Origin of the sequence: Pandoraea pneumonica, assembly GCF_049918595.1 — a bacterium.
Lineage (GTDB): Bacteria > Pseudomonadota > Gammaproteobacteria > Burkholderiales > Burkholderiaceae > Pandoraea > Pandoraea pneumonica_A.
The window spans coordinates 17,967-38,239 of record NZ_JBNCRZ010000005.1 but is presented as its reverse complement, the minus strand read 5'-3'; the positions used below and the strand labels follow the sequence as shown (position 1 = coordinate 38,239).

Genomic DNA, 20,273 nt, shown 5'->3' with positions numbered 1-20,273 from the left:
ATCCTCCCTTGCTTTGCACGGTTTCGAGTACGGCATCGTCTCGCGCTGCTGGGCGTGCTTGGACTGCTCTGTCTGCTCGTAGGCAACGCCCATGCGCAGCCCGCCGACGTGGGGGCCGCGGTATCCCCCGTGACCTTCGAGCGCATCGAAGCCGTGCGCGCCAACGACGGCTGGCACGCCACGCAACCGCCGGACGTCGGCTGGGAGCGTGTCACGCTGCCCGATGTCTGGCGCCAACGCTGGCCGCATTACGACGGTGTCGTCTGGTATCGGCTGACATGGCAGGAGCCCGCCCCCGTACAGGCGCGCGGGTTGCTGCTTGAGTATCTGAATATGGCGGGGGCCGTGTATCTGAACGGCAGCTTGCTTTCGCGCGACGATTCGTTGGTCGAACCGCTCACCCGCGCGTGGAATACGCCGCGTTACTGGGTCGTCGAAGCCCCGGCCTTACGACCGGGCCTAAACACGCTGCTCGTGCGTGTGTCCGGCTTATCCGCCTACAGCCCAGGACTCGGCCCCGTCGTGGGCGGCGCCCCTGCCGACATTCACGCACGCTACGAGCGCGAGCAATGGGTGCGGCGCGATCTGCAACTCTTTAGTCTGGCGATCACCGTCACGCTAGGCGTCTTCGTCCTCACCCTCTGGTTGTATCGACGCGCGGAAACCGCTTACGGCTGGTTCAGCGCCATGTCGTTCACCTGGTGGCTCTATGCCGTCAATCAGGTCGCGACGCGCCCGTGGCCATTCACGAACAACGATGCGTGGGAGGTGTTCGTCTCGATCGCCTTTCTCGCGTATTGCGGATGCTTCGCGATGTTCGTGCTGCGCTTTTGCGGCCGCCGAATGCCACGCATCGAGACGGCGATGTGGACGACTTTCGGCATCGGTGCGGGGTGGCTCGTCGTCATGCCGCATCAGAGCATCGAGACCACGCGCGCGATTTGGGCCGTCATTCCGGGCGTGACGTATCTCGCCAGTTGTCTGCTGCTCTTCGCGCTCACGTGGCGGGAGCGGCAACTCGAACAACGCGTGGTGTCGCTGTGTGCGCTCACCTTCGTCATCGCCGGCACACACGACTTTCTGGTGTTCTTCGGCGTGCTGGCGTCCAACGTCTACTACACCGCGCAAACGTCGCAGGTGTTGATGATCGGCATGGCGATCGTGCTGGCCCGTCGTTTTGCGGAGAACGCCCGCCGCATCGAGCGATTCAATGATGAATTGCGTGTCGGTATCGATAACGCGCGCGACGAGCTGGCGCTCACGCTCAATCGTCAGCACGAACTGGAAGTGGTGAACGCCCGGCTTGCCGAGCGGCTCGACCTCGCCCACGACCTGCACGACGGCTTGGGCGGCGCACTGGTGTCGAGTATTGCCGCCATCGAACACGCCCCGCATACGCTGCCGCCGGAGCGCTTTCTTGGGTTGCTCAAGGAATTGCGCGACGAGTTGCGCATCGTCATCGATACGGCAGCGACGCAACAAAGCGGCGGGCTCACGCTCGCGGAACAAATTGCGCCGTTGCGACACCGGATCACCGTGCTGTTCGAGAGCCAGAAGATCGAGTGCGACTGGCGGCTCGACGGCATCGACGCGTGCGAGTTGAGTGCCGCGCAATCGCTGGAGTTATTGCGCATTCTTCAGGAAGCGCTCACGAATGTGCTCAAACACAGCCGCGCGAGCCGCGTGCAAATTGACGTGCGCCATCACGCGGACCGTGACGGCAAACGGATCACCTTGCGTGTGGAAGATAACGGTATCGGATTCGACATCGGGCACGAGCACGCGGTGCCGCACCGCGAGGGCGCGGGATTGCACAGCATGCGCCGACGTGCGCAGCGCCTGGGCGGCACGATGACATTGACGCGTGAAAATGCGTGGACGGTGCTACAGGTGTCGGTGGAAATAGCGCGCGCACGCGATGGCGCCGCCGCCAGTGCCTAAACGCTCGCCGCACTATTGCATAGGGTCGACAGCGAGGGCTTTCGCGCCCATCTCATCGGCTTCGCGTTCGAGGTCGGCGTCGTCGTTAATCGGAACCCCGGTTTTCATCTGCATCGTTGGCTGAACTCTGCCCTGTGCCTGCTGCACGACGTGCCAGGCTTCGTGCGGCAGTTGCGCGTCCTGTCCGGGGGCCAGATGGATGTCGCTGCCCTGCGCAAAAGCATGGGCGTTGAGCTGTGCCGGAGCCGACGAGTTGTAGTGAACTTGCACGTGGTCCATCCGCATTCCGGACAGGGACTCGACGCCGGCTTTGAGTGAATCGGGCATGCCGGTCTGATTGATCGGCGCTTGCGCCTGGCGTTGCGCGACCATGCGCGGACTGTTATCGGTCATGGCCCGCAGTTGGCGCAACCCTTCAGCCTCGGGACGATTGTCTTCGAACCCGGGACCCCGCCCGTCGCCGAGCAACTTGCCCTGCACAACACGCGCCGAGTCGTGCGACGCCGCTGGTTTTCTGATCCGCTCGCCCATATTCATCCCCGGGGAAACACCATTTTTTGGTCGAAACGCCTCGGCAATAATACGGGCCAATCGCAACAAAAACAAATACTTAGCGCCCGCACCCGCCGACGCCATCTGGGCGAAGCCGGGAACACGTCACACAGAGCCGGTACAATCGGGGAAAAATTTCTCCGGCAACCTTTCGCGATGACGTCCGCTTTATCTGTCCGACCTGTCCGATCCGTGTTCTCCGCGCGTCCTGCTCTTGGTTCTCTCGCTCTGGCCGTTCTGCTCGCCGGCTGCGCCGCCAGCGCGCCGCGCCCGACGCGCCAAGACGTCCCGCCGGCAGCCTCTGCCAGCGCCCCGGCCACCACGTCTGCTGCCGACAACGCCACCAACGCTGCGGGCGTTCAGCCTGCCCCGCTGCCCTGGTGCGTCCAAACGTCGTTGCGCGAAGAAGACGATCTGATGCGCAACTTCGGCGGCATCCCTGCTGGGGTGCGCCGTATTGAAGAGACCCGTTTTATTGCCAGCTACGACCGTGCCACCGGCAAGGTCGGCCCGCTCGATAACGGCAACCGCTTCGTGATGGACTTCGACCCGCAGGGGCACTTGCTCGCCAGCACCGACCGCGGACGCTACACGTACGCCGCCGATGGCCGGCTGCTGAGCGTCGATGGCGCGTCGGTGGCGTGGCAAGGTGCCGATGAGTGGATCGTGAACGGTGCGACGAAGCGCGGCACGTGGAAGGAACAAGTACGTCAGGACGGCGACCACGTCGAGTGGACCCGCCGCATTCTCGTCGGCGCGAACGGCACTCACCATCGCCGCCAAGGCAGCTTGCAAGCACGCCTGTTCGACGACGAATGCTTTGTCTTGTCGCGCCAGTGGGAAGCGCCGAATGAGGCCCGTCAGATCGTCACTGCCGACGGCAAGGTGCGCACCGCGCCCAAAGTCGTTTCCTATCGCACATTCGCCAACGTGGAGCGCAAACCCGATGGCAGCCGTATCGTGCGCGACACCGGCGCCGCGGCGTATATCGACGGCCAGTGGTTGCCGCTCGCGTGGGATAACGAAGTCTCGGAATACTCGCCGCGTCACGAACTCGTACGCGTCACGCGCACCGACGCGGCCACCGGCGAGCGCCATGTGTCGGAATATCACTATCGCCACGACAAGCGCGGCAACGTGGTGCGCGTGGTGATTACCTCGCCGTCGACGGCAGGCGAGAAGGTCGATCCGTTTGCCAACGTCTTCGTGCGCAAACTGACCTATTTCGATGCCGCACCGACACCAGTCGCAGCAGGCAAACTTACGTCGGCAGAGTAAAGCGGAACGTCGCGCCCCGGCCCGTCTGGCCGGCCGGCGTTTCCACCAGCGTGATACGGCGGCCGTGCAGTTGCAGAATGCGGTGCACGATGCGCAGGCCCAAGCCGCCCTCGCGCCGCGCCCCACCCACGGTGAAGGGCCGCTCGAAGAGCCCTTCGCGCGCACTCTCGGGAATGCCCGGCCCGGTATCGCTCACGCGCACTTCAATCTCCGTCCCCGCAGGCGCTACCGCCACCACAATCTCGCCACCTGACGGCGTATAGCGCAGCGCATTTTCCAGCAAATTGGTAAACACGCGCTCGATCAAGCCCAGATCGGCGCGCGCCGTCGGCACCTGCGGCGCCAGTTGCGCGCGCAGCGCCACGCCTCGCGATTCGGCGCTGAGTTCGAACTTCTGGAACACGTCCTGAATCAAGTCGGTCACCGAGAACGGCTCGGCCTCGGGCTGCACGAAACCGTGCTCCAGACGCGCCAACTCGAACAGCGACTGCGCCAACGCCCCCACCTTGCGGCTTTGGTCGAGTGCAATGCCCAGATAGCGCCGCCGGTCGGCAGGCGCGAGCGTGGCGTCCTTGAGCGACAACGTTTCCAGATAGCCGTGCAACGACGAGAGCGGTGTGCGCAAGTCGTGCGAGATATTCGCAATCAACTCGCGCCGCTCCTGATCTTGGCGCGTGAGCGTGCGCCATTGCTCACCCAGCCGGTCCACCATCTGCCGGAAGGCGCGTTCGAGCACCACGATTTCGTCGTTCGGCCGGGCCTGCTGCGACGCCAGTTCATCGGCCGACACGGCGGGCAATGGCGCGGGCGCCGCGTCGATATCGAACTCACGCACGGTATCGGTCAGACGCCGCAACGGCCGCGTAATCCACGCAAACGCCGCCAGACCGGCGATCAGGCACAGGGCCGCCACCAACCCAATCGACCACAGCGCCGTATTGAGCGCGGCACTCGTTGCGCCGCGCGCTGCGAAGCGATCGTGCGCTTCGCCCAGCAGCACGACATAGATGTAGCCGACCTCCTGCCCATTCACGCGCAGTGGCGCGGCGCTGAAGACTTTGCGCACATCGGTGTTGCGCGGGTCGTCGCCATAAATCGGCAACGCTTCGCCATCGATGAGCCGATGCACCGGCGCGAGATCGATCTGCGTGCGCCGCAGATGCCCTTCCGGCGCGGCATGCCCCGTGATTCGGCCCTGTTCGTCGAGCAGATACACCTCGACGCTGGGGTTCACCACCATGAGTTGTCCGAACAGACGCCGCACAGCGTCCGGCTTCATGCCGTTGGCGTCCATGAGTTGCGCATTGGCGGCGATATGCTCGGCGAGCCCGCGCGAGAGCCCTTGAATCACTTCGGCCTCGTGCATGCGGTTCGCCCGCACCTGCAACCATGCCGACGTGCCGCAGCACACCAGCAGCAGCGCTGCAAAGACGAGCGACAGGCGCTGGGTGAGCGTGAGATTCCATTTGCGCATCATGCCGCCCCTGCGTCGGTCGAATTGCCGTCGGACGACGCATCGCTCGCGAATTTGTAGCCGCGCCCCCAGACCGTCAGAATGCGGGCCGGTTGCGCGGGATCGGCTTCGATCTTCGCGCGCAGGCGATTGATGTGAGTGTTGACGGTGTGCTCGTAGCCCTCGTGCTGATACCCCCAGACGGCATTGAGCAAGTCCATGCGCGAGAACACCTTGCCCGGCTGACGGGCGAAGAAATACAGCAGATCGAATTCGCGCGGCGTGAGGTCGAGCAACTTACCGCCCAGCGTCGCCTCGCGGGCAATCGGGTCGATGAACAACCCCGCCACGGCGAGGCTGCCCGCTTCCATGCGCGCGTTGCGGGCCAGCGCGTCCACGCGGCGCATAAGCGCCTTGACCCGCGCGACGAGTTCCAACACCGAGAACGGCTTGGCCAGATAGTCGTCCGCCCCCAGTTCCAGCCCGAGAATGCGGTGCACTTCGCTCGCACGGGCGCTGGTGATGATGATCGGGGTGTAGCGCGTCATTTCGCGCGCGCGGCGGCAGATTTCGAGGCCATCGACACCGGGCAGCATCAGGTCGAGAATCAGGGCATCCCAACCGCCTTCGGACAGGCGGCGCAGGCCCTCGTCGCCATCGGCGGCGTGCACGACCTCGAAGCGCTCGTCGCGCAGATGCAGCGTGAGCAGGTCGGCAATATGCACGTCGTCTTCGACGAGCAGGACACGGCGCGGCGAATCCATCGTAGGGACAGCTCCGGAAAGTGGGTCTTGGAGACCTCATTGTGCGCAGTTCGGGCCGCGCGAGGTATCACGAATTGTTTAATCTTACGTGAGGACTTAGCCATCACGGACGCACTACCCTTCAGTCATCGATCCACTATCGGGCCACCCACCGGAGGATGCCATGAAGTTGTCCGGCAACAAGCCATCCCAAACGTCTCAGAATGATGCCCCGTCTGCCCCGGCGGCCCATGCGGCCTCCAGCGAGCGCCAGACGACCTCGCGCCGCGTGTTTCTGCTCAGCACGACGGCGGCCGCGGCCGCGGTAGCCGTCGGGCTGGTGCCCCGCCTGGTGCGCCCGGCCCGGGCCGACGACGCGAAGGGTGCCAGCAAGCCAGACCACTTCGAAGTGGCCTATAGCGACGCCGAATGGCGCAAGCGCCTGACGCCCGCCCAGTACGAAATTCTGCGTCAGGAAGGCACCGAGCGGCCTTATTCCAGCCCGCTCAACGACGAACACCGCACCGGCACCTTCTTCTGCGCCGGGTGTGCGTTGCCGGTCTTCTCGTCGCGCACCAAGTTCGACAGCCATACCGGCTGGCCGAGCTTCTGGACGCCGCTCGATAACGCCGTGGGCACCCACACCGACACCAGCTTCGGGATGATTCGCACGGAAGTGCACTGCCGTCGCTGTGGCGGTCATCTGGGCCACGTCTTCGACGACGGGCCGAAGCCGACCGGCCTGCGCTACTGCATGAACGGGCTGGCCATGACATTCCGCCCGCAACCCGCCTGATATCTAACAAGAACACCCCCGGCCCCGCCGGATCTCGCTAAAGGAGCGCTTTCATGACCTTGCTCATCCTCGCCTATCTTGGCGGGATCCTGACCATCGTCAGTCCATGCATCTTGCCGGTCTTGCCGTTCGTCTTCTCGCGCGCGGGCCAGTCGTTCTCGCGCAGCGTGCTGCCGATGCTCGCCGGGATGGTGCTGATGTTCGCGCTCGTGGCCACCCTCGCTGCCGTGGGCGGCAGTTGGGTTGTGCAAGCGAACCAATACGGCCGCCGGCTCGCCCTCGCACTGGTTGCGCTGTTCGGCGCCACGCTGCTGTTCCCGAAACTCGCCGAACGCCTGACCCATCCGCTCGTCTCGCTGGGCGACCGGCTGTCGCAGTCGGCGCAAGGCGACGCCTCGACCGGTGATACCACCGCATCCGGCGCCCGCCCCGGTGGGTCGTTCCTGCTGGGCATTGCCACGGGCTTGCTGTGGGCGCCGTGCGCTGGCCCGATCCTCGGACTGCTGCTCACGGGGGCTGCGTTGCAAGGGGCGAGCATCGGCACGACGCTGTTGCTGTTCGCCTATGCCGCCGGTGCCGCTACGTCGCTCGCGCTGGCATTGCTGGTCGGTGGCCGTGTGTTTTCCGCCATGAAACGCTCGCTTGGCGCAGGCGAGTGGATTCGCCGCGTGCTCGGCGGTCTGATGCTCGCGGGTGTGGCCGCGATTGCCCTCGGGCTCGACACGGGCGCGCTGGCGCAGCTCTCGACCGCCTCGACGGGCGGCATCGAGCAAAAGCTGGTCGATCAGCTCGGCGCGCGCCGCAATGGACCGAACGGTACGGATGGCGCGAATGACGCGAATGGCGCGAATGCCTCGGATGCACCGCAAGCCAACAATACCGGTGGCAACGACGCCAATAGCGGCTCGGCCATGATGGCGGCCAGCAACGCGATGACGCGCACCGCAGCCACCGAACCCGCCCCGCTGCCGGTCGAAGGCCAGTTGCCCTCGCTCGACGGCGCGGTGCAGTGGCTCAACTCGCCGCCGCTCACGGCCGAGGCATTGCGCGGCAAGGTCGTCCTCATCGACTTCTGGACGTATTCCTGTATCAACTGCCTGCGCACGTTGCCGTACGTGAAGGCATGGGCGCAGAAGTATCGCGATCAGGGCCTTGTCGTCATCGGCGTGCACGCGCCGGAGTTTGCCTTCGAGCGCGATATCGGCAACGTCAAGAAAGCGGTGAAAGACCTCGGCGTCGACTATCCGGTCGCCATCGACAACAACTACGCGATCTGGCGCGGCTTCAATAACCAGTACTGGCCCGCGCATTACTTCGTCGATGCGCAAGGACGCGTGCGTTATCACCACTTCGGCGAAGGCAACTATGCCGAATCGGAGCGTGTGATCCAGCAACTGCTGCGCGAAGCCGGTGCCAAGCAAGTCGCGAGCAACATCGCCGACGTGCAAGCCAGCGGCATTCAACAGGCGGCCGATATGCGCGACGTGCGCTCGCCGGAGACCTACGTCGGCTACGAGCGCGCAGAAAACTTCGCCTCGCCGGGCGGTGCCGTACGCAATCAGGCCACCGACTATCGCGCACCATCGATGCCCTCGCTCAACGCATGGGGCCTTGGCGGGTCGTGGATGGTCGGCGCGGAACACGCCACTGCCACTCAAGCCGGTGCCCGCATCGTCTACCGCTTCCATGCCCGTGACCTGCATCTGGTGCTCGGCCCGGACGCCAACGGCAAGCCTGTGCGCTTTCGCGTCACGGTCGACGGTCAGGCGCCGGGCGATGCCCACGGCACCGACGTCGCCGCCGACGGCACGGGCACCGTCACCTCGCAGCGCCTATATCAGCTTGTGCGCCAGTCCGGCGACGTGAGCGATCGCACCTTCAGCATCGAGTTTCTGGATCCGGGCGTGTCGGCCTACGCCTTCACCTTCGGTTGATCGAATCGGGAGTTTTTCACATGAACAAGTCACATTCGCAACGCATCGCCTCCGGACTGCGCCGCACGTTCCTGGCAACCGCCGCCGTCGCCGCCGGCGTCCTCACCTGGCAGGTTGGCGCCTACGCCTTCGGCGCTGAGCCCGCCGTCTCGATCGCCGCGCCGAAGCTCGACGAACCGGCCACTGGCGCACGCACCGAGACGGCCGTCTTTGCAGGCGGCTGCTTCTGGGGGGTACAGGGGGTCTTCCAACATGTGCAGGGCGTGACGAAGGCGGTGTCCGGTTACGCGGGCGGTACGGCAAAAACCGCCGATTACGAGACCGTCAGCTCGGGCAGCACCGGCCATGCCGAATCGGTTGAAGTCACGTTCGATCCGCAGAAGGTGTCGTACGGCAAGCTGCTGCAAATCTACTTCTCGGTCGCACATAATCCGACCGAGCTCAATCGTCAGGGCCCCGACAGCGGCACGCAGTACCGTTCCGCCGTCTTCCCGATGACCGATGCGCAGCGTCAAGTTGCGACGGCTTACATCGCGCAACTCGACGCGTCGCATGCGTTCTCGAAGCCGATTGCCACGAAGGTCGAGAAGTACACGGGCTTCTATGCCGCCGAGGGCTACCATCAGGACTTTTTGACCGAACACCCGACGTATCCGTACATCGTGATCAACGATCTGCCCAAGGTAAAAGACCTCAAGCGACTGTTCCCCACGATGTATCGCGACACGCCGGTGTTGGTGAAGACGGCCTCGGCGTCCTAAGGCCTACTTCGGCTCGTCTGCCAGCTTGTACACGCGCAGACGATGCCCGTCGGGGTCGGACGCGACGAACGTACGCCCGAAGTCCATCGTCGTCGGCGCTTGCAGAATCGCGATACCGCGTGCCGACCAGTCTTCATAGGTGGCGTCCACGTGAGCGTTGGACGCCACCGGCAGCACCACTTCGCTGCCGCCCGGCGGCGCAATCACGGTGGGCACCACCGTGTGCTTCGCCCACAGGCCCAGCTTCAATCCATTCGGGAACACAAAAAGCGCAAAACCCGGCGACGTTTCGACCGGCTCGAGGTCGAACAAATCGGCGTAAAACGCGGCGCTCTCCGGCGGATTCGCGACATACAGAATGACCATATTGGGATGTGGCATGACTAGCTCCTGTCGATTTGGATAACTGACGTATCACACGCTCGCAACACCTCGGCGTGCGTCGTCATTGGCCATATCGTAGAAGTAGATGCTGTCAGTTTTTGTCAGTAGCCGACATGCCAGCCATTCGCGTATTTACTGCCGCCCCGTCGTCTCCCGCCACGCCTTGAGCAACGTGCGCCGCCCACGCGGATAACGCGCCTCGGACACCGTCATCGACTCGATCCGGTCGGCGCGGAAATGGCGGAAGCCATCGCGCAACTCGCACCATGCCACCACCATGCGCACGCGCTCGAAGAAGCCCAATGCGAACGGCCAGATCACGCGCTCCGACGTTTTTCCGGCTTCGTCGCGATACGCCAGATGCAACTTGCGCTCGGTGCGGATCGCTTCGCGAATGACAGTCAGGTCGACCGTCATCGGTGGCAGCGGATCACCCGGGCCGATTAGCAACGTCGACGCTTCGAGCGACGCGCGCAAATCGGCAGGCAGCACCGCGGCAATCTTCGCCAGCGCATTACCTGCGGCATCGGCCAGTGCGCCGTCGGTGCGATTGGCAACCCACCGCGAGCCGAGCACGATCGCTTCGATTTCTTCTTCGGAGAACATCAGCGGCGGCAGCAGGAAACCCGGCTTGAGAACGTAGCCGAGCCCCGGCGCGCCTTCGATATGCGCGCCTTGCGCCTGCAAGGTAGCGATGTCGCGATAGAGCGTGCGCAAGCTCACGCCGAGCGAGTCGGCGAGCGCCGCCCCCGCCACCGGGTACCGGTGACGGCGCAGCAGTTGCATAAGGGAGAAAAGGCGTTGAGTGCGAGACATGGCGCGCATTATGCGCCAGTTCGCATGAAGGCCGGCACTGGGGTGCCGACCTTCATCCGGGGCATTACTTCTGACGCAGTTGCTTGACGATTTCCGAGTTCACATCGCCGGGCTGACCGCCATACGCCACGCGCAGGTAGTTGGTCAGTTCCGAGATCTGCGCATCGGTCAGGCGCTTGTCGAAACCGGGCATGTCCTGCATCGCTTCGAGCCCCGGGAATTTCTGCGGCTCGATCCCATCCAGAATCGCGATGATCAGGTTGCGCGGATCTTTCTGACGCACCGTCGAATTGCCCAGCATCGGCACGGCCACGTGCGGCTTGCCCGTGCCATCGGCGGCGTGACAACCGGCACACACGGCGAGGTACATATTGCGCCCTGCCACGAGCTTGCTCGTGTCGGGGTTCGTCGGCAGCGGCTTCGGTTCCGGCGCCGCATCGCCCAGCAGATAAGTGCTGAGCGAGCGCAGATCGTCCGGCGTGAGGTACTGCGTGCTCAAGTGCACCACCGGATACATCTCGCCGAAGGCCGAGCCTTGCGGCGCGACCCCCGTGCCGAAGAACGTCTGCAAGTCTTTCGCCGTCCAGCCGCGTGCGGCCAGCGCTTCAGGCGTCAGATCCGGCGCAGCGATACGCGCGAGCGCAGCACCACCCAGCGGCTTCGCGCCATCGAGCTGCCCGAACGTGCCGCGCGGCGTATGACATTCGGCACAGTGGCCCAGCGCGTTGGCCAGATAGCGTCCGCGCAGCCAATCCGCCGACTGCCCTTTCGACGCATCAGGCAGCGTGTCCTTGAGGAAGATCCAGTCCCAGAAGCGCATGCCGAAGCGCATGTTGTACGGGAACGAAAGATCGTGCTTCCGATTGGCCACCGCCACCGGCTTGACCGACATCAGATACGCGTAGATCGCATCGCTGTCCGCGCGCGTCATCTGGCGATACGACGTGTACGGCATGGCCGGATACAGGACCTTGTCCGGTGCCTTGCCATCGTGCAGTGCGCGATAGAAATCGTCGGCGGTCCAGTTGCCGATGCCGTTGGCCTTGTCCGGCGTGATGTTCGTGCCGTAGAACGTGCCGAACGGCGACTTGAGCGGCACACCACCGGCGAACGGCGCCCCGTCCGCACTGGTATGGCAAGCCGCGCAATCGGCCGCACGGGCAAGGTACTTACCGCGCGCGATCACGTCGGGCGACGCCGGGCTGCCCTGCGGCATCACGACGGCAGTCGCACCGGAGGCATTGGCCGCTGCGGCGCCAGATGCCGGTGCATCGGCCGCCATCGCGCTCGTGACGAGCGACGGCATCATCGATGTCTTGGGCTGCGGCGGTTGCGACGGGTCTGGCGGCTTGGGCGAATTCGAATCGTTGCATGCGGCAAGCAACAGCGCCGCCGCGACACACACTGCGCTAGCGCTCAGGCGCCCCAAACGACGCAGCGACGATGAGGGAGTGACACGATTCAGGTTCATGGCGTGTCCTCTCACTTCGCGTCGGTCAGGCAGCCGGGCGTCTTCAAAATGACGTCGCGCACGGCCTCGTAGTAGCGCACATACCCTGTACAGCGGCAGATGTGATCGTTGAGCCCTTCCGTAATCGCCGCTTCCAGATCGGCACGTGCCACCGGTTTGCGCTTGAGCTTTTCGATAAGCACCGTCGCCGCATTCACGAAGCCGGGCGTGCAGTAACCGCACTGGAAACTGAAGTGATCGAGAAACGCCTGTTGAATCGGCGCCAGCGTCACTTTGCCGTCGGCATCGTGCGTGGCATGACCTTCCACCGTTCGCACCGTCTTGCCGTCGAAGTAGTTCGCGCCGGTGATGCAGGTGCGCACCGTCTCGCTGGTGCCGTCGGCATGGTCGACGATCACCACGCAGGCGTGGCAAATACCTTGTCCGCAGCCGAGACGCGAGCCAGTCAGCCCCAGCGTCTCGTGGAGGTAATCGATCATCATCAAACCCGCGGGCACATCCGACGGGCCGTGCGAAACACCGTTGACCTTCACCGTCACGGGAATCACGTCCCAAGGGGCTTTGCCATTCGTCGCTGCGGGCGCACTGCTCGCGGCGGCCGGTGCCGACGCCGCACTCATGGCGCCGCTGGCGTCCGACGCTGCGTGCGCGGCGCTAGCGGTTGCCGCGCTGGTGTTGGGTGTTGCGTTTGCTGCGTCCGTCATGCCAGTACCTCCTGGATCTTCTCCGGTGTCACCGGCAAGTCAGTAAAACGATGGCCAATCGCGTGCGCGAGGCCGTTCACAATCGCACCCACCACCGGAATCATCACCACTTCGGCAATGCCCTTGGGCACATCGGTTTCGGAAATCGGCGGCAGCACTTCACCGGTCTGCGTCCACACGGCGACATCGGTCGCGCGCGGCAGGTGATAGCGGTTGAAGTTCCACGTGCCGTTGCCCGGACCGTCTTCATAAAGCGGCAGGTACTCGTGCAGTGCATGGCCGATCCCCATCGCGAGACCGCCCTGCAACTGCCCCGACACCAACTGCGGCGAAATCTGATTGCCGCACTCCATGATCGAGTGATGCGTGAGCAGCTCGACCTTGCCGGTCGCCTCGTGCACCGACAGCTCGACGAGCGTGCCGACGGCGCTGTAGTACGTCACCGCCGCGTTGTTACGCTGCACAGGCGGGTAGTACACGCGCTTGCGATCGATGACGCGATAGCCGGTGGCAGGCGTCGGTGCGACCACTTGCGTGGCAGACGCATTCGACGCGGCTGCGGGCGTACGCGCCGATGCGGCCTTCGCAGGTGCGTTGCCGCTGCGATGCGCCGCTTTGACGGCGGGCGTTTGCACCGGTGCGACGGCGGCGGCGGGCGGATTGGCGCCGCCCTTGCCGTAGCGCAGCGCAATGCCGTCCACGGGCAGGCGCTGCGTCGTGCCGTCGCCGAGATCCCAGTCCGCTTCCGCCCACTGCCAGCGGTTGAACACGTGCACCGTCGCGCCCGTCGCGAAACCCATCTCGTGAGCGGTCTTCGCGAGCATGGCCATCGGCAGCGCTTCCATCCCGGCCGCCGAGAGCTTGCCGTCGACCCAGCGTGCGTCTTCGACGCGCACCACGAGCGGTGCCGCCTGACCGCCGCCAAGACCCCGACGCCAGATCGAAAGCGCAGCAGGCCACAGCCCCTGCATGAACAGCAACCGCGCCGCTTCGCGCGTGCTGTGCGTGAAGTAGAACGCCGAATTCGTCGCACTCGACGGCGAGGCGTAACCCGGCGACCAGCGCGGGTTAGCGGCCAGCTTGTCCTGATCGGCCTGCGACATCAGATACGGATCGCCGCTCGTCACCACCGGCAACTCGGGCCAGTCGGTGATGGCGATATGCACGTCGGTGGCAGGCATACCGAGCCACTTCGCGACGGCCACGGCCTGAGACGTCGACGTCCCCGTGCCGATTTCGGCAGCCGTGTGATGCAGGCTGATCTTGCCCTGATCGTCGAACTCGACGCGCGCGAACGAGGTTTCCGCGCCCGTGCCGAAGTCCTTTTGCACACAAGCGAAACCCACGCCGTAGCGACGGCCCGGATGCGCCGCTTCGTACTCGGCCTTCTTCTTGTCGCGTTGCGTCCAGAGCGGATGCGCTTTCGCCTTGGCCAGCACTTCGTCGACACGCACGGCACCGGCAGGAATCGCGCCCTGCGTGTTCTTCATGCCCGAGCGCAGCGCGTTCTTCATGCGGAAATCGATGGCGTCCAGCCCGAGTTGGGCGGCCATTTCATCGATCATCATTTCGGTCGCGGCCATCGACTGCAACGTGCCGTAACCACGTGCCGAACCCGCGTCGATCGCGCGCGACGCAATCGCCACGCTCGCCAGATCGCTTTGCGGGAAGTAATAGATCGACTGCGCTGCCGTCGCGCCCACCATGGCGACCGACGGCGAGAAGTTCATGCGTCCGCCGCCGTTGCATTCCATGTCGGCCGTGAAGGCCTGCAACATCCCGCTCGCCTTATCGACGCCAATGCGATAACGCATCGTGAACGCGTGACGCTTGAGCGACGTCTGGAATTGCTCGTAACGATCGTTGGCCAAGCGCACCGGCAGGCCGTCGCCGTACATCGCAGCGGCCAGCCCGTAGAACGGCATGTTGTAGTGGTCTTTCGAACCGTAGCCGACCGTGTAGCAGGGGTAGACGATCAGACGCTTGACCGGGAAGTGGCCCTTCGCGACCATCGCCGCCGCGTTCTCGGCCACTTCTGACGGCGACTGCGTCGGCACGACCATGTGCAACGTTTGGGTTGCCGCGTCGTACCAGCAGTTGGCGTTATCTGGCTCGAGCGCCGCCGTGTCGACCGACTGCGTGCGGTACTCGCGCGACATCACCAACCAGTCGCCCGGCGGGTGCTCCAGCGATTCGCCGATCTTGCCCGCGTATGCCATGCCCTGCTCGTCTAGCTTGCCATGGTCGTTACCGTCAGGCCATACCGGCAAGTGCTTGCGCATCATGCTCGGGAAGATCGGCGCGTCTTTCAGGCTCGAATAGATATCGTCGTCGTAGGCCGTCTTGCCGCCCACGCGCACGAAGCGGAACGTGCCCCACGGGTCGCGCTCCAATGGGCCGCTCACGTCGCCGTAACGAATGATTTCGTCATGGAACTTGAGCTTGTCTTTGGCGAAGCGAAAACGTGCGAAGTCGTGATAGATCAGAATCGCCACGGCATGGCCGAGATACGCAGGCGTCTTGCCCGTCGGCAGCAGCATGTCGTCGCCATAGAACTCGGGGAACGCGACACCGTCGCGCGCGAGATCGTCTGCCGTCACCACGCGATCGGGCTTTAGCCCGTCGTCGAGACGCGAGAGATCGAAACCGAGATAAGGGCGATCGGCGAGCGTCGTGCGCAACACGAACGCGTGCGCCTGCTGCTTCGGCCAGCCGGGCATGTCGGCGGCGCGCACGTCACGCGCGAAAATCTTCGCGCCCGTGACTTTGGCGGTGCCGTCGATGCGGAATTTGGCTTGGCCCGTGGCAGCGTCCCACGCCACCGGCGTGAGGTTCTTGTCTTCGAACAGCGCAGCAAAGGCGCGGCTGCCCATCGGGGCGATGTAGACCGAAATACCCGCGATTACCGAGGCTTTGAGAAAGCCCCGGCGCGACATGGCGAAGCCGGATGTCGTGGCAGGGGTGTCGGTCGCTTGGGGGGTATCGGAAGCAGCAGATGTACGAGCGTCATCGCTCGACATTGCCGCTGGCGGACAGTGTTTTCTTGGCAGGCGCGGCATATGCGTTCCGTCCGTCGGCCGGGAGTACGGCCTTATTGTTTGGGGGGACGTATCACCAACACGAAACGGAAAATGGCACGCAAAACAGCACGAATACGATCACGACGCCTGGGGCAAAGTCATGACCCACGATGCTTGTGCGCAGTGCGCGACATTCATCTGCCGTGATGTCGTCGTGAAGTCTTATAGGACCACGCTTCATGAGTGACACCGGACCTCTCAAGGCTACACGCCGCCTATGTGAATGACAAGGTGACGGATGACGCACTGCGTGAGAACTGGCGCGGCTTGGCACGCATTGCGCACCGCGCGGCGGGCGAGAGCGGGCGATATTTCGGGTGCGTGATGTTGCTTATGCCAAATCAGAAATGGCGCTATATCCCGTGGAATATGGCGCCATCTCGATGTCGATCGGTGCTGCAATTTATTTTGTGCAGCGCGCTGATTTTTATCGTTTTTTGCGCGCGCAACGTTTACCGCTACGCTCGGCGTTCAGTCGATACGCAATTCCATGCACGTGAGATCGAGCCAACGGCCGAACTTGGTGCCCACTTCACTGAAAACGCCGACGATGCGAAAACCGAGCTTCTCGTGCAACCGAATCGACGGCGCGTTTTGCGCTTCGATACTCGCAATCATCACGTGAATGTCGGCGGCGCGCGCGCGTTCGATCAGTGCGCGCATCAGCAACTCGCCCACACCGCCGCCGCGCGCATTCTTGTCGATGTAAATCGAATGCTCGACGGTGTGGCGATAGCCGTCGAAGGCGCGCCAGTCGCCATACGAGGCGTAACCGAGCACGTCGTCGCCGCGCTGCGCGACGATTACCGGGAAGCCTTTCGCACGGCGGGCGGCGAGCCACTCGCGGCGGTTGTCCACGTCGACGAGGATCTCGTTCCAGATAGCGGTGGTGTGCTCGACGGCATCGTTATAAATGTCGCGAATGACGGCGAGGTCCGCGTCGGTGGCGTCGCGAACGGTAACGGCAGAGGTCATGATGGGTAGTCCAAGCGGGTTGTGGCAGTCACGTCGATATCGAGTCTACGGCCGGATGCGATGTCGAATATTGGCATCCAGTTTACTAGAAATTAATTTCCAGTAAACTGGACAGCATGGATATCAACGAACGTATCGCCCGCCGGGTTCGCGATTTGCGAAGCGAGCGCGGCTACTCTCTCGACACCTTGGCCGAGCGCAGCGGCGTGAGCCGTTCGAGCATTTCACTCATCGAACGCGCGCAGACGAGTCCGACCGCCAATGTGCTCGACAAGCTGGCCACGGCACTCGACGTTACGCTCGCTTCCCTCTTCGACGAGCGCAGCGGCGACGATGCTCCGCCCTCGCCCATCGCGCGGCGTGCCGATCAGCCCGTGTGGACCGACCCGGCGTCGGGCTATGTCCGGCGCAATCTCTCGCCAACCGAACCCTCGCCGCTGCAATACGTGGAAGTGAAATTCCCGGCCGGTGAGCGTGTGGCGTACGACACCGGCGCACGCGACAACGAAGTCTGGCAACAGATTTGGGTCATCGACGGCACCATCGAAATCACGCTGGGCAACACTACGTGGCGGCTCGATACCGGCGATTGCCTCGCCATGCGGCTCGATCAACCGATCGGCTACTACAACCCGACCTCGGCAACGGCGCACTACCTGGTCGGGCTCGTCACACTACCGTTCGTCGCTGCCCGGAGGGCAACATGACGTCATCGATCACCTTGCAACGCCTGAACGGGGAACAAGCCGTCGCGGCCATCGATTCCCTTGCCGATGTACTCGTCGATTGCGTGGAAGGCGGCGCGTCCGTCAGCTTCATGTTGCCGCTCACACGCGAGCGCGCAACGGCGTTCTGGCGCAAGGTGGCCGATGGGGTCGCGCGCGGCGAGCGGGTGCTGCTGGTCGCGCGTGAGGAAGCTAGCGATACGTCGGACGGCAAAGGCCGCATCATCGGCACCGTGCAGTTGATTCTCGATCTGCCTGAAAACCAGCCGCACCGTGCCGACGTGGCGAAGATGCTCGTGCATCGTGATGCGCGCAGGCAAGGTGTTGCGCAGCTGCTGATGGCCGCCGTCGACGACGTGGCACGCGCCGAGGGCCGCCACGTGCTCGTGCTCGATACCGTCACCGGCGGCGACGCCGAACGCTTATATCAACGCAGCGGCTGGCAACGCGCAGGCGACGTGCCGAAGTTCGCACTCATGCCCGGTGGCGAATTCTGCGCCACGACGTTCTATTACAAGCATCTGGCGTAGCTTTTCTCAACGCAGCGCCGCCAGCCCTTCGAGCAACGCCTTGTGGAATGCCGCTGGGTCCTGCATCTGCGGCGCATGGCCTAGCTCGGGAAACTCCACGAGTGTCGATCCGGGAATGGCCGCGTGCGTGGCCTTCGCCAGCGCCGGGTAGTGACCGATACGCGCTTGCACCTCCGGCGGCGAAAAATCCTTGCCGATCGCGGTAGTGTCCTTGTCGCCGATCAGCAGCAACGTGGGCACACGAATCTGGCCGAACTCGTACACCACGGGCTGCGTGTAGATCATGTCGTAGAGCAACGCCGAATTCCACGCGACGAGCCGCTTGCCCGGTCCGCGATACATCCCCGCGAGCATTTGCACCCACGGTTCGTAACGCTCGTTCCATTGCCCTGCGTAGTACGTCGCCTGTTCATAGCGGCGAATACTCGGTGCACTGGTGCGCAGGTCGCGCTCGAACCATTCGTCGACCGTCTTCGACGGTACGCCCAGCGCCTTCCAATCTTCCAAACCGATCGGGTTGACGAGCACGAGTTGCTGCGTGTCGTCCGGATACATCAGCGCATAGCGCGCGGCGAGCATGCCGCCGGTCGAATGGCCCACGATCGTGGCACGTGTGATCCCTAGCGACGCGAGCAACGCATGCGTGTTGTTCGCCAATTGCTGGAAGCTGTACTGATACTGCGCGGGCTTGCTCGACTTGCAGAATCCGATCTGGTCGGGGGCGATCACGCGATACCCGGCGCCAGTGAGCACGTCGATGGTGTCGCGCCAGGTCGCGGCGCAGAAGTTCTTGCCATGCAGCAGCACGACGGTTCGGCCGTTCGCTTGCGCGGGCTTCACATCCAAATACGCCATATGCAGCGGCGAGCGCTGCGACGTGAAGTCGAAACGGTTCACTGGATACGGATAGTCGAAGCCCTGAAGCTCCGGACCATACGCCGGGCCTGCATTGCTGTCGGCACTATCGGCGGCGTGTGCCAGCGAGGGCGAGAACATCGAAAACGTCGAGAGCGCCGCACATGCGGCGACGCTGGCGACGACGCCAATACGTAGTGCCACTGTGCCGTGTTGCCACCACTGTTGAAGTCGGCGGTACATCGGCGAGGGAAACCGTTGGGATGTTTGCTGCGTGGGGGTCATGAGCGAAGGCGTGCGATGGCACGCGAAGTGGCACAAAGCGGATGCCAGCGATTGTGCCACGCGCTCATTCGTGGGGAGCGCCACGTAAAAAACCCGCCGTCAATACGGCGGGCTTTGGCGGTTGGGGGCTATCGGCCCCCCAATCACAACCTGCTTAACTTAGTTACCGAAGTACGTCGTACCGGCACGTTGCAGACCGCCGACCGAACCCGGCGTGACCGGTGCCGCAGCAGCGGCCGGTTGTGCGCTGGGCACTGCCTTCGGGTACACGGTGTCGTGTTGCACGACCAGACCGTCCTTCTGGGCTTGGATCAGTTCGGCGCGAACTTGCGCGCGAGTCAGCACGCTGGTTTGCGGAACCCACGAGAATTCCGACGGGCCGTCGAAGGCGTCGCTGGCGAAGGCCGAACCGGCCGACACAGCCAACACAGCGGAAATCAGGGCAGAGGTAATAAGGGTGCGCTTCATGGTGTTTCTCCTGTCTATTGAAGGGGGCGATGCGTAACTCATCGTCGACAATCAAAGTCTATTAGTGCGCACTTCGATGATAAAGACGATCAATTACAATCATTTATTTCATATTCAGAAATAATTGAAATAAACGGGGCCATATGCCTAGCGCAGGCCGAGCATTCATAAGGTTTCAACCGATGGGGATGCGAAACGGGACAAAAACCACCGAGCGGCCGGTATAACCCTCAAAGATTTAGGGTTATACCGGCAGGTGGCACCGGCGCAATACTTCATATGTTTATCAACGCCGCGCGTCCATTCCACGACGCATGTTTCGGTACCCGCAACGCCAGCGATGTGGGCGCTCACGCAACAAGTTAGTGAGCGCGAACCCCGCTACGCGAGGGCTTATGGTATTTTTCTCTCGCTTCAAACGCGCGTATAAGCGAGCCCTCGCTTCGGAAACCGAAAGAATTGTGCAAAACCGGACCGCATTGATGTGCCGCGCGCATGGCTGGCACAACTTTGACGCTTTGG

At 63.7% G+C, this 20,273-nt stretch carries 18 protein-coding genes; 7 read left to right on the top strand and 11 right to left on the bottom strand.

Annotation, left to right across the window (positions count from 1 at the left end):
* Positions 1-54: 54 nt before the first annotated feature.
* A complete protein-coding gene (locus tag ACPWR9_RS20270) occupies positions 55-1,941 on the top strand; it encodes a 7TM diverse intracellular signaling domain-containing protein (protein WP_426300023.1) in 1,887 nt (628 codons plus the stop codon).
* Between the two features lie 12 nt (positions 1,942-1,953).
* Here the strand turns inward: ACPWR9_RS20270 and ACPWR9_RS20265 are convergent, their stop codons facing one another.
* Complete coding sequence (locus tag ACPWR9_RS20265; RefSeq protein ID WP_426300021.1) at positions 1,954-2,577, bottom strand: DUF4157 domain-containing protein; 624 nt, start codon at positions 2,575-2,577, stop codon at positions 1,954-1,956.
* Between the two features lie 108 nt (positions 2,578-2,685).
* Between ACPWR9_RS20265 and ACPWR9_RS20260 the strand changes: the two genes are divergently transcribed.
* Complete coding sequence (locus ACPWR9_RS20260) at positions 2,686-3,771, top strand: hypothetical protein (protein WP_426300019.1); 1,086 nt, start codon at positions 2,686-2,688, stop codon at positions 3,769-3,771.
* Here the strand turns inward: ACPWR9_RS20260 and ACPWR9_RS20255 are convergent.
* Both ACPWR9_RS20255 and ACPWR9_RS20250 read right to left on the bottom strand, forming a co-directional pair.
* Complete coding sequence (locus tag ACPWR9_RS20255; RefSeq protein ID WP_426300017.1) at positions 3,755-5,248, bottom strand: ATP-binding protein; 1,494 nt, start codon at positions 5,246-5,248, stop codon at positions 3,755-3,757. The two genes, ACPWR9_RS20260 and ACPWR9_RS20255, sit on opposite strands and share 17 nt — an antisense overlap.
* Positions 5,245-5,988, bottom strand: coding sequence for a response regulator transcription factor (locus tag ACPWR9_RS20250; RefSeq protein ID WP_150681683.1), 744 nt, complete (start codon positions 5,986-5,988; stop codon positions 5,245-5,247). Before ACPWR9_RS20250 ends, ACPWR9_RS20255 begins: the two co-directional genes overlap by 4 nt.
* A 163-nt stretch (positions 5,989-6,151) precedes the next feature.
* Here ACPWR9_RS20250 and msrB point away from each other — a divergent pair, with 163 nt between their 5' ends.
* The 3 genes from msrB to msrA are packed head-to-tail and all read left to right on the top strand — an operon-like array spanning position 6,152 to position 9,458.
* Positions 6,152-6,763, top strand: coding sequence for a peptide-methionine (R)-S-oxide reductase MsrB (gene msrB / locus ACPWR9_RS20245; protein WP_426300015.1), 612 nt, complete (start codon positions 6,152-6,154; stop codon positions 6,761-6,763).
* 53 nt (positions 6,764-6,816) lie between these two features.
* On the top strand, positions 6,817-8,697 hold the full coding sequence (locus tag ACPWR9_RS20240) for a cytochrome c biogenesis protein DipZ (protein ID WP_426300013.1): 1,881 nt from the start codon (positions 6,817-6,819) through the stop codon (positions 8,695-8,697).
* Between the two features lie 20 nt (positions 8,698-8,717).
* A complete protein-coding gene (msrA, locus tag ACPWR9_RS20235) occupies positions 8,718-9,458 on the top strand; it encodes a peptide-methionine (S)-S-oxide reductase MsrA (protein ID WP_426300011.1) in 741 nt (246 codons plus the stop codon).
* A gap of 3 nt (positions 9,459-9,461) precedes the next feature.
* Here msrA and ACPWR9_RS20230 read toward each other — a convergent pair whose 3' ends face one another.
* The 6 genes from ACPWR9_RS20230 to ACPWR9_RS20205 all read right to left on the bottom strand — a co-directional run bounded on the left by ACPWR9_RS20230 (position 9,462) and on the right by ACPWR9_RS20205 (position 16,888).
* A complete protein-coding gene (locus ACPWR9_RS20230; protein ID WP_426300009.1) occupies positions 9,462-9,839 on the bottom strand; it encodes a VOC family protein in 378 nt (125 codons plus the stop codon).
* A gap of 135 nt (positions 9,840-9,974) precedes the next feature.
* Entirely contained in the window at positions 9,975-10,658 is a 684-nt protein-coding gene (locus tag ACPWR9_RS20225) for a helix-turn-helix transcriptional regulator (RefSeq protein ID WP_150681687.1), read from the bottom strand.
* 64 nt (positions 10,659-10,722) lie between these two features.
* A complete protein-coding gene (locus ACPWR9_RS20220) occupies positions 10,723-11,964 on the bottom strand; it encodes a cytochrome c (RefSeq protein WP_426300626.1) in 1,242 nt (413 codons plus the stop codon).
* 176 nt (positions 11,965-12,140) lie between these two features.
* Entirely contained in the window at positions 12,141-12,833 is a 693-nt protein-coding gene (locus ACPWR9_RS20215; protein WP_426300007.1) for a (2Fe-2S)-binding protein, read from the bottom strand.
* Positions 12,830-15,769 carry a xanthine dehydrogenase family protein molybdopterin-binding subunit gene (locus ACPWR9_RS20210; RefSeq protein WP_426300624.1) on the bottom strand — a complete coding sequence of 980 codons (2,940 nt, stop codon included), beginning with the start codon at positions 15,767-15,769 and terminating at the stop codon, positions 12,830-12,832. Before ACPWR9_RS20210 ends, ACPWR9_RS20215 begins: the two co-directional genes overlap by 4 nt.
* 615 nt (positions 15,770-16,384) lie before the next feature.
* Positions 16,385-16,888, bottom strand: a complete 504-nt coding sequence (locus tag ACPWR9_RS20205) for a GNAT family N-acetyltransferase (RefSeq protein WP_426300005.1) — start codon at positions 16,886-16,888, stop codon at positions 16,385-16,387.
* A 116-nt stretch (positions 16,889-17,004) separates the two neighbouring features.
* On the opposite strand from ACPWR9_RS20205, the gene ACPWR9_RS20200 reads away from it, so the two are divergent.
* Together ACPWR9_RS20200 and ACPWR9_RS20195 are read left to right on the top strand one after the other, a co-directional pair.
* Positions 17,005-17,595 (top strand): helix-turn-helix domain-containing protein, encoded by a 591-nt coding sequence (locus ACPWR9_RS20200; RefSeq protein ID WP_426300003.1) that lies wholly within the window; start codon positions 17,005-17,007, stop codon positions 17,593-17,595.
* The gene (locus ACPWR9_RS20195; RefSeq protein ID WP_426300001.1) at positions 17,592-18,143 is read left to right on the top strand and encodes a GNAT family N-acetyltransferase; all 552 of its coding nucleotides are present in this window, start codon (positions 17,592-17,594) and stop codon (positions 18,141-18,143) included. Before ACPWR9_RS20200 ends, ACPWR9_RS20195 begins: the two co-directional genes overlap by 4 nt.
* 6 nt (positions 18,144-18,149) lie before the next feature.
* On the opposite strand, the gene ACPWR9_RS20190 is transcribed toward ACPWR9_RS20195, so the two are convergent.
* Positions 18,150-19,139 (bottom strand): alpha/beta fold hydrolase, encoded by a 990-nt coding sequence (locus ACPWR9_RS20190; protein WP_426300622.1) that lies wholly within the window; start codon positions 19,137-19,139, stop codon positions 18,150-18,152.
* Positions 19,140-19,442: 303 nt separating this feature from the next.
* Positions 19,443-19,751 (bottom strand): DUF4148 domain-containing protein, encoded by a 309-nt coding sequence (locus ACPWR9_RS20185; RefSeq protein WP_150681694.1) that lies wholly within the window; start codon positions 19,749-19,751, stop codon positions 19,443-19,445.
* Positions 19,752-20,273 lie beyond the last annotated feature (522 nt).

Excerpts from the sequence above, each read along its gene's own strand:
- ACPWR9_RS20265 (WP_426300021.1), bottom strand. The coding sequence starts at position 2,577 with ATGGCGTCGGCGGGTGCGGGCGCTAAGTATTTGTTTTTGTTGCGATTG.
- ACPWR9_RS20255 (WP_426300017.1), bottom strand. The coding sequence starts at position 5,248 with ATGATGCGCAAATGGAATCTCACGCTCACCCAGCGCCTGTCGCTCGTC.
- ACPWR9_RS20250 (WP_150681683.1), bottom strand. The coding sequence starts at position 5,988 with ATGGATTCGCCGCGCCGTGTCCTGCTCGTCGAAGACGACGTGCATATT.
- msrB (WP_426300015.1), top strand. The coding sequence starts at position 6,152 with ATGAAGTTGTCCGGCAACAAGCCATCCCAAACGTCTCAGAATGATGCC.
- ACPWR9_RS20240 (WP_426300013.1), top strand. The coding sequence starts at position 6,817 with ATGACCTTGCTCATCCTCGCCTATCTTGGCGGGATCCTGACCATCGTC.
- msrA (WP_426300011.1), top strand. The coding sequence starts at position 8,718 with ATGAACAAGTCACATTCGCAACGCATCGCCTCCGGACTGCGCCGCACG.
- ACPWR9_RS20230 (WP_426300009.1), bottom strand. The coding sequence starts at position 9,839 with ATGCCACATCCCAATATGGTCATTCTGTATGTCGCGAATCCGCCGGAG.
- ACPWR9_RS20225 (WP_150681687.1), bottom strand. The coding sequence starts at position 10,658 with ATGTCTCGCACTCAACGCCTTTTCTCCCTTATGCAACTGCTGCGCCGT.
- ACPWR9_RS20220 (WP_426300626.1), bottom strand. The coding sequence starts at position 11,964 with ATGCCGTCGCTCGTCACGAGCGCGATGGCGGCCGATGCACCGGCATCT.
- ACPWR9_RS20215 (WP_426300007.1), bottom strand. The coding sequence starts at position 12,833 with ATGACGGACGCAGCAAACGCAACACCCAACACCAGCGCGGCAACCGCT.
- ACPWR9_RS20210 (WP_426300624.1), bottom strand. The coding sequence starts at position 15,769 with ATGTCGCGCCGGGGCTTTCTCAAAGCCTCGGTAATCGCGGGTATTTCG.
- ACPWR9_RS20205 (WP_426300005.1), bottom strand. The coding sequence starts at position 16,888 with ATGACCTCTGCCGTTACCGTTCGCGACGCCACCGACGCGGACCTCGCC.
- ACPWR9_RS20200 (WP_426300003.1), top strand. The coding sequence starts at position 17,005 with ATGGATATCAACGAACGTATCGCCCGCCGGGTTCGCGATTTGCGAAGC.
- ACPWR9_RS20195 (WP_426300001.1), top strand. The coding sequence starts at position 17,592 with ATGACGTCATCGATCACCTTGCAACGCCTGAACGGGGAACAAGCCGTC.
- ACPWR9_RS20190 (WP_426300622.1), bottom strand. The coding sequence starts at position 19,139 with ATGTTCTCGCCCTCGCTGGCACACGCCGCCGATAGTGCCGACAGCAAT.
- ACPWR9_RS20185 (WP_150681694.1), bottom strand. The coding sequence starts at position 19,751 with ATGAAGCGCACCCTTATTACCTCTGCCCTGATTTCCGCTGTGTTGGCT.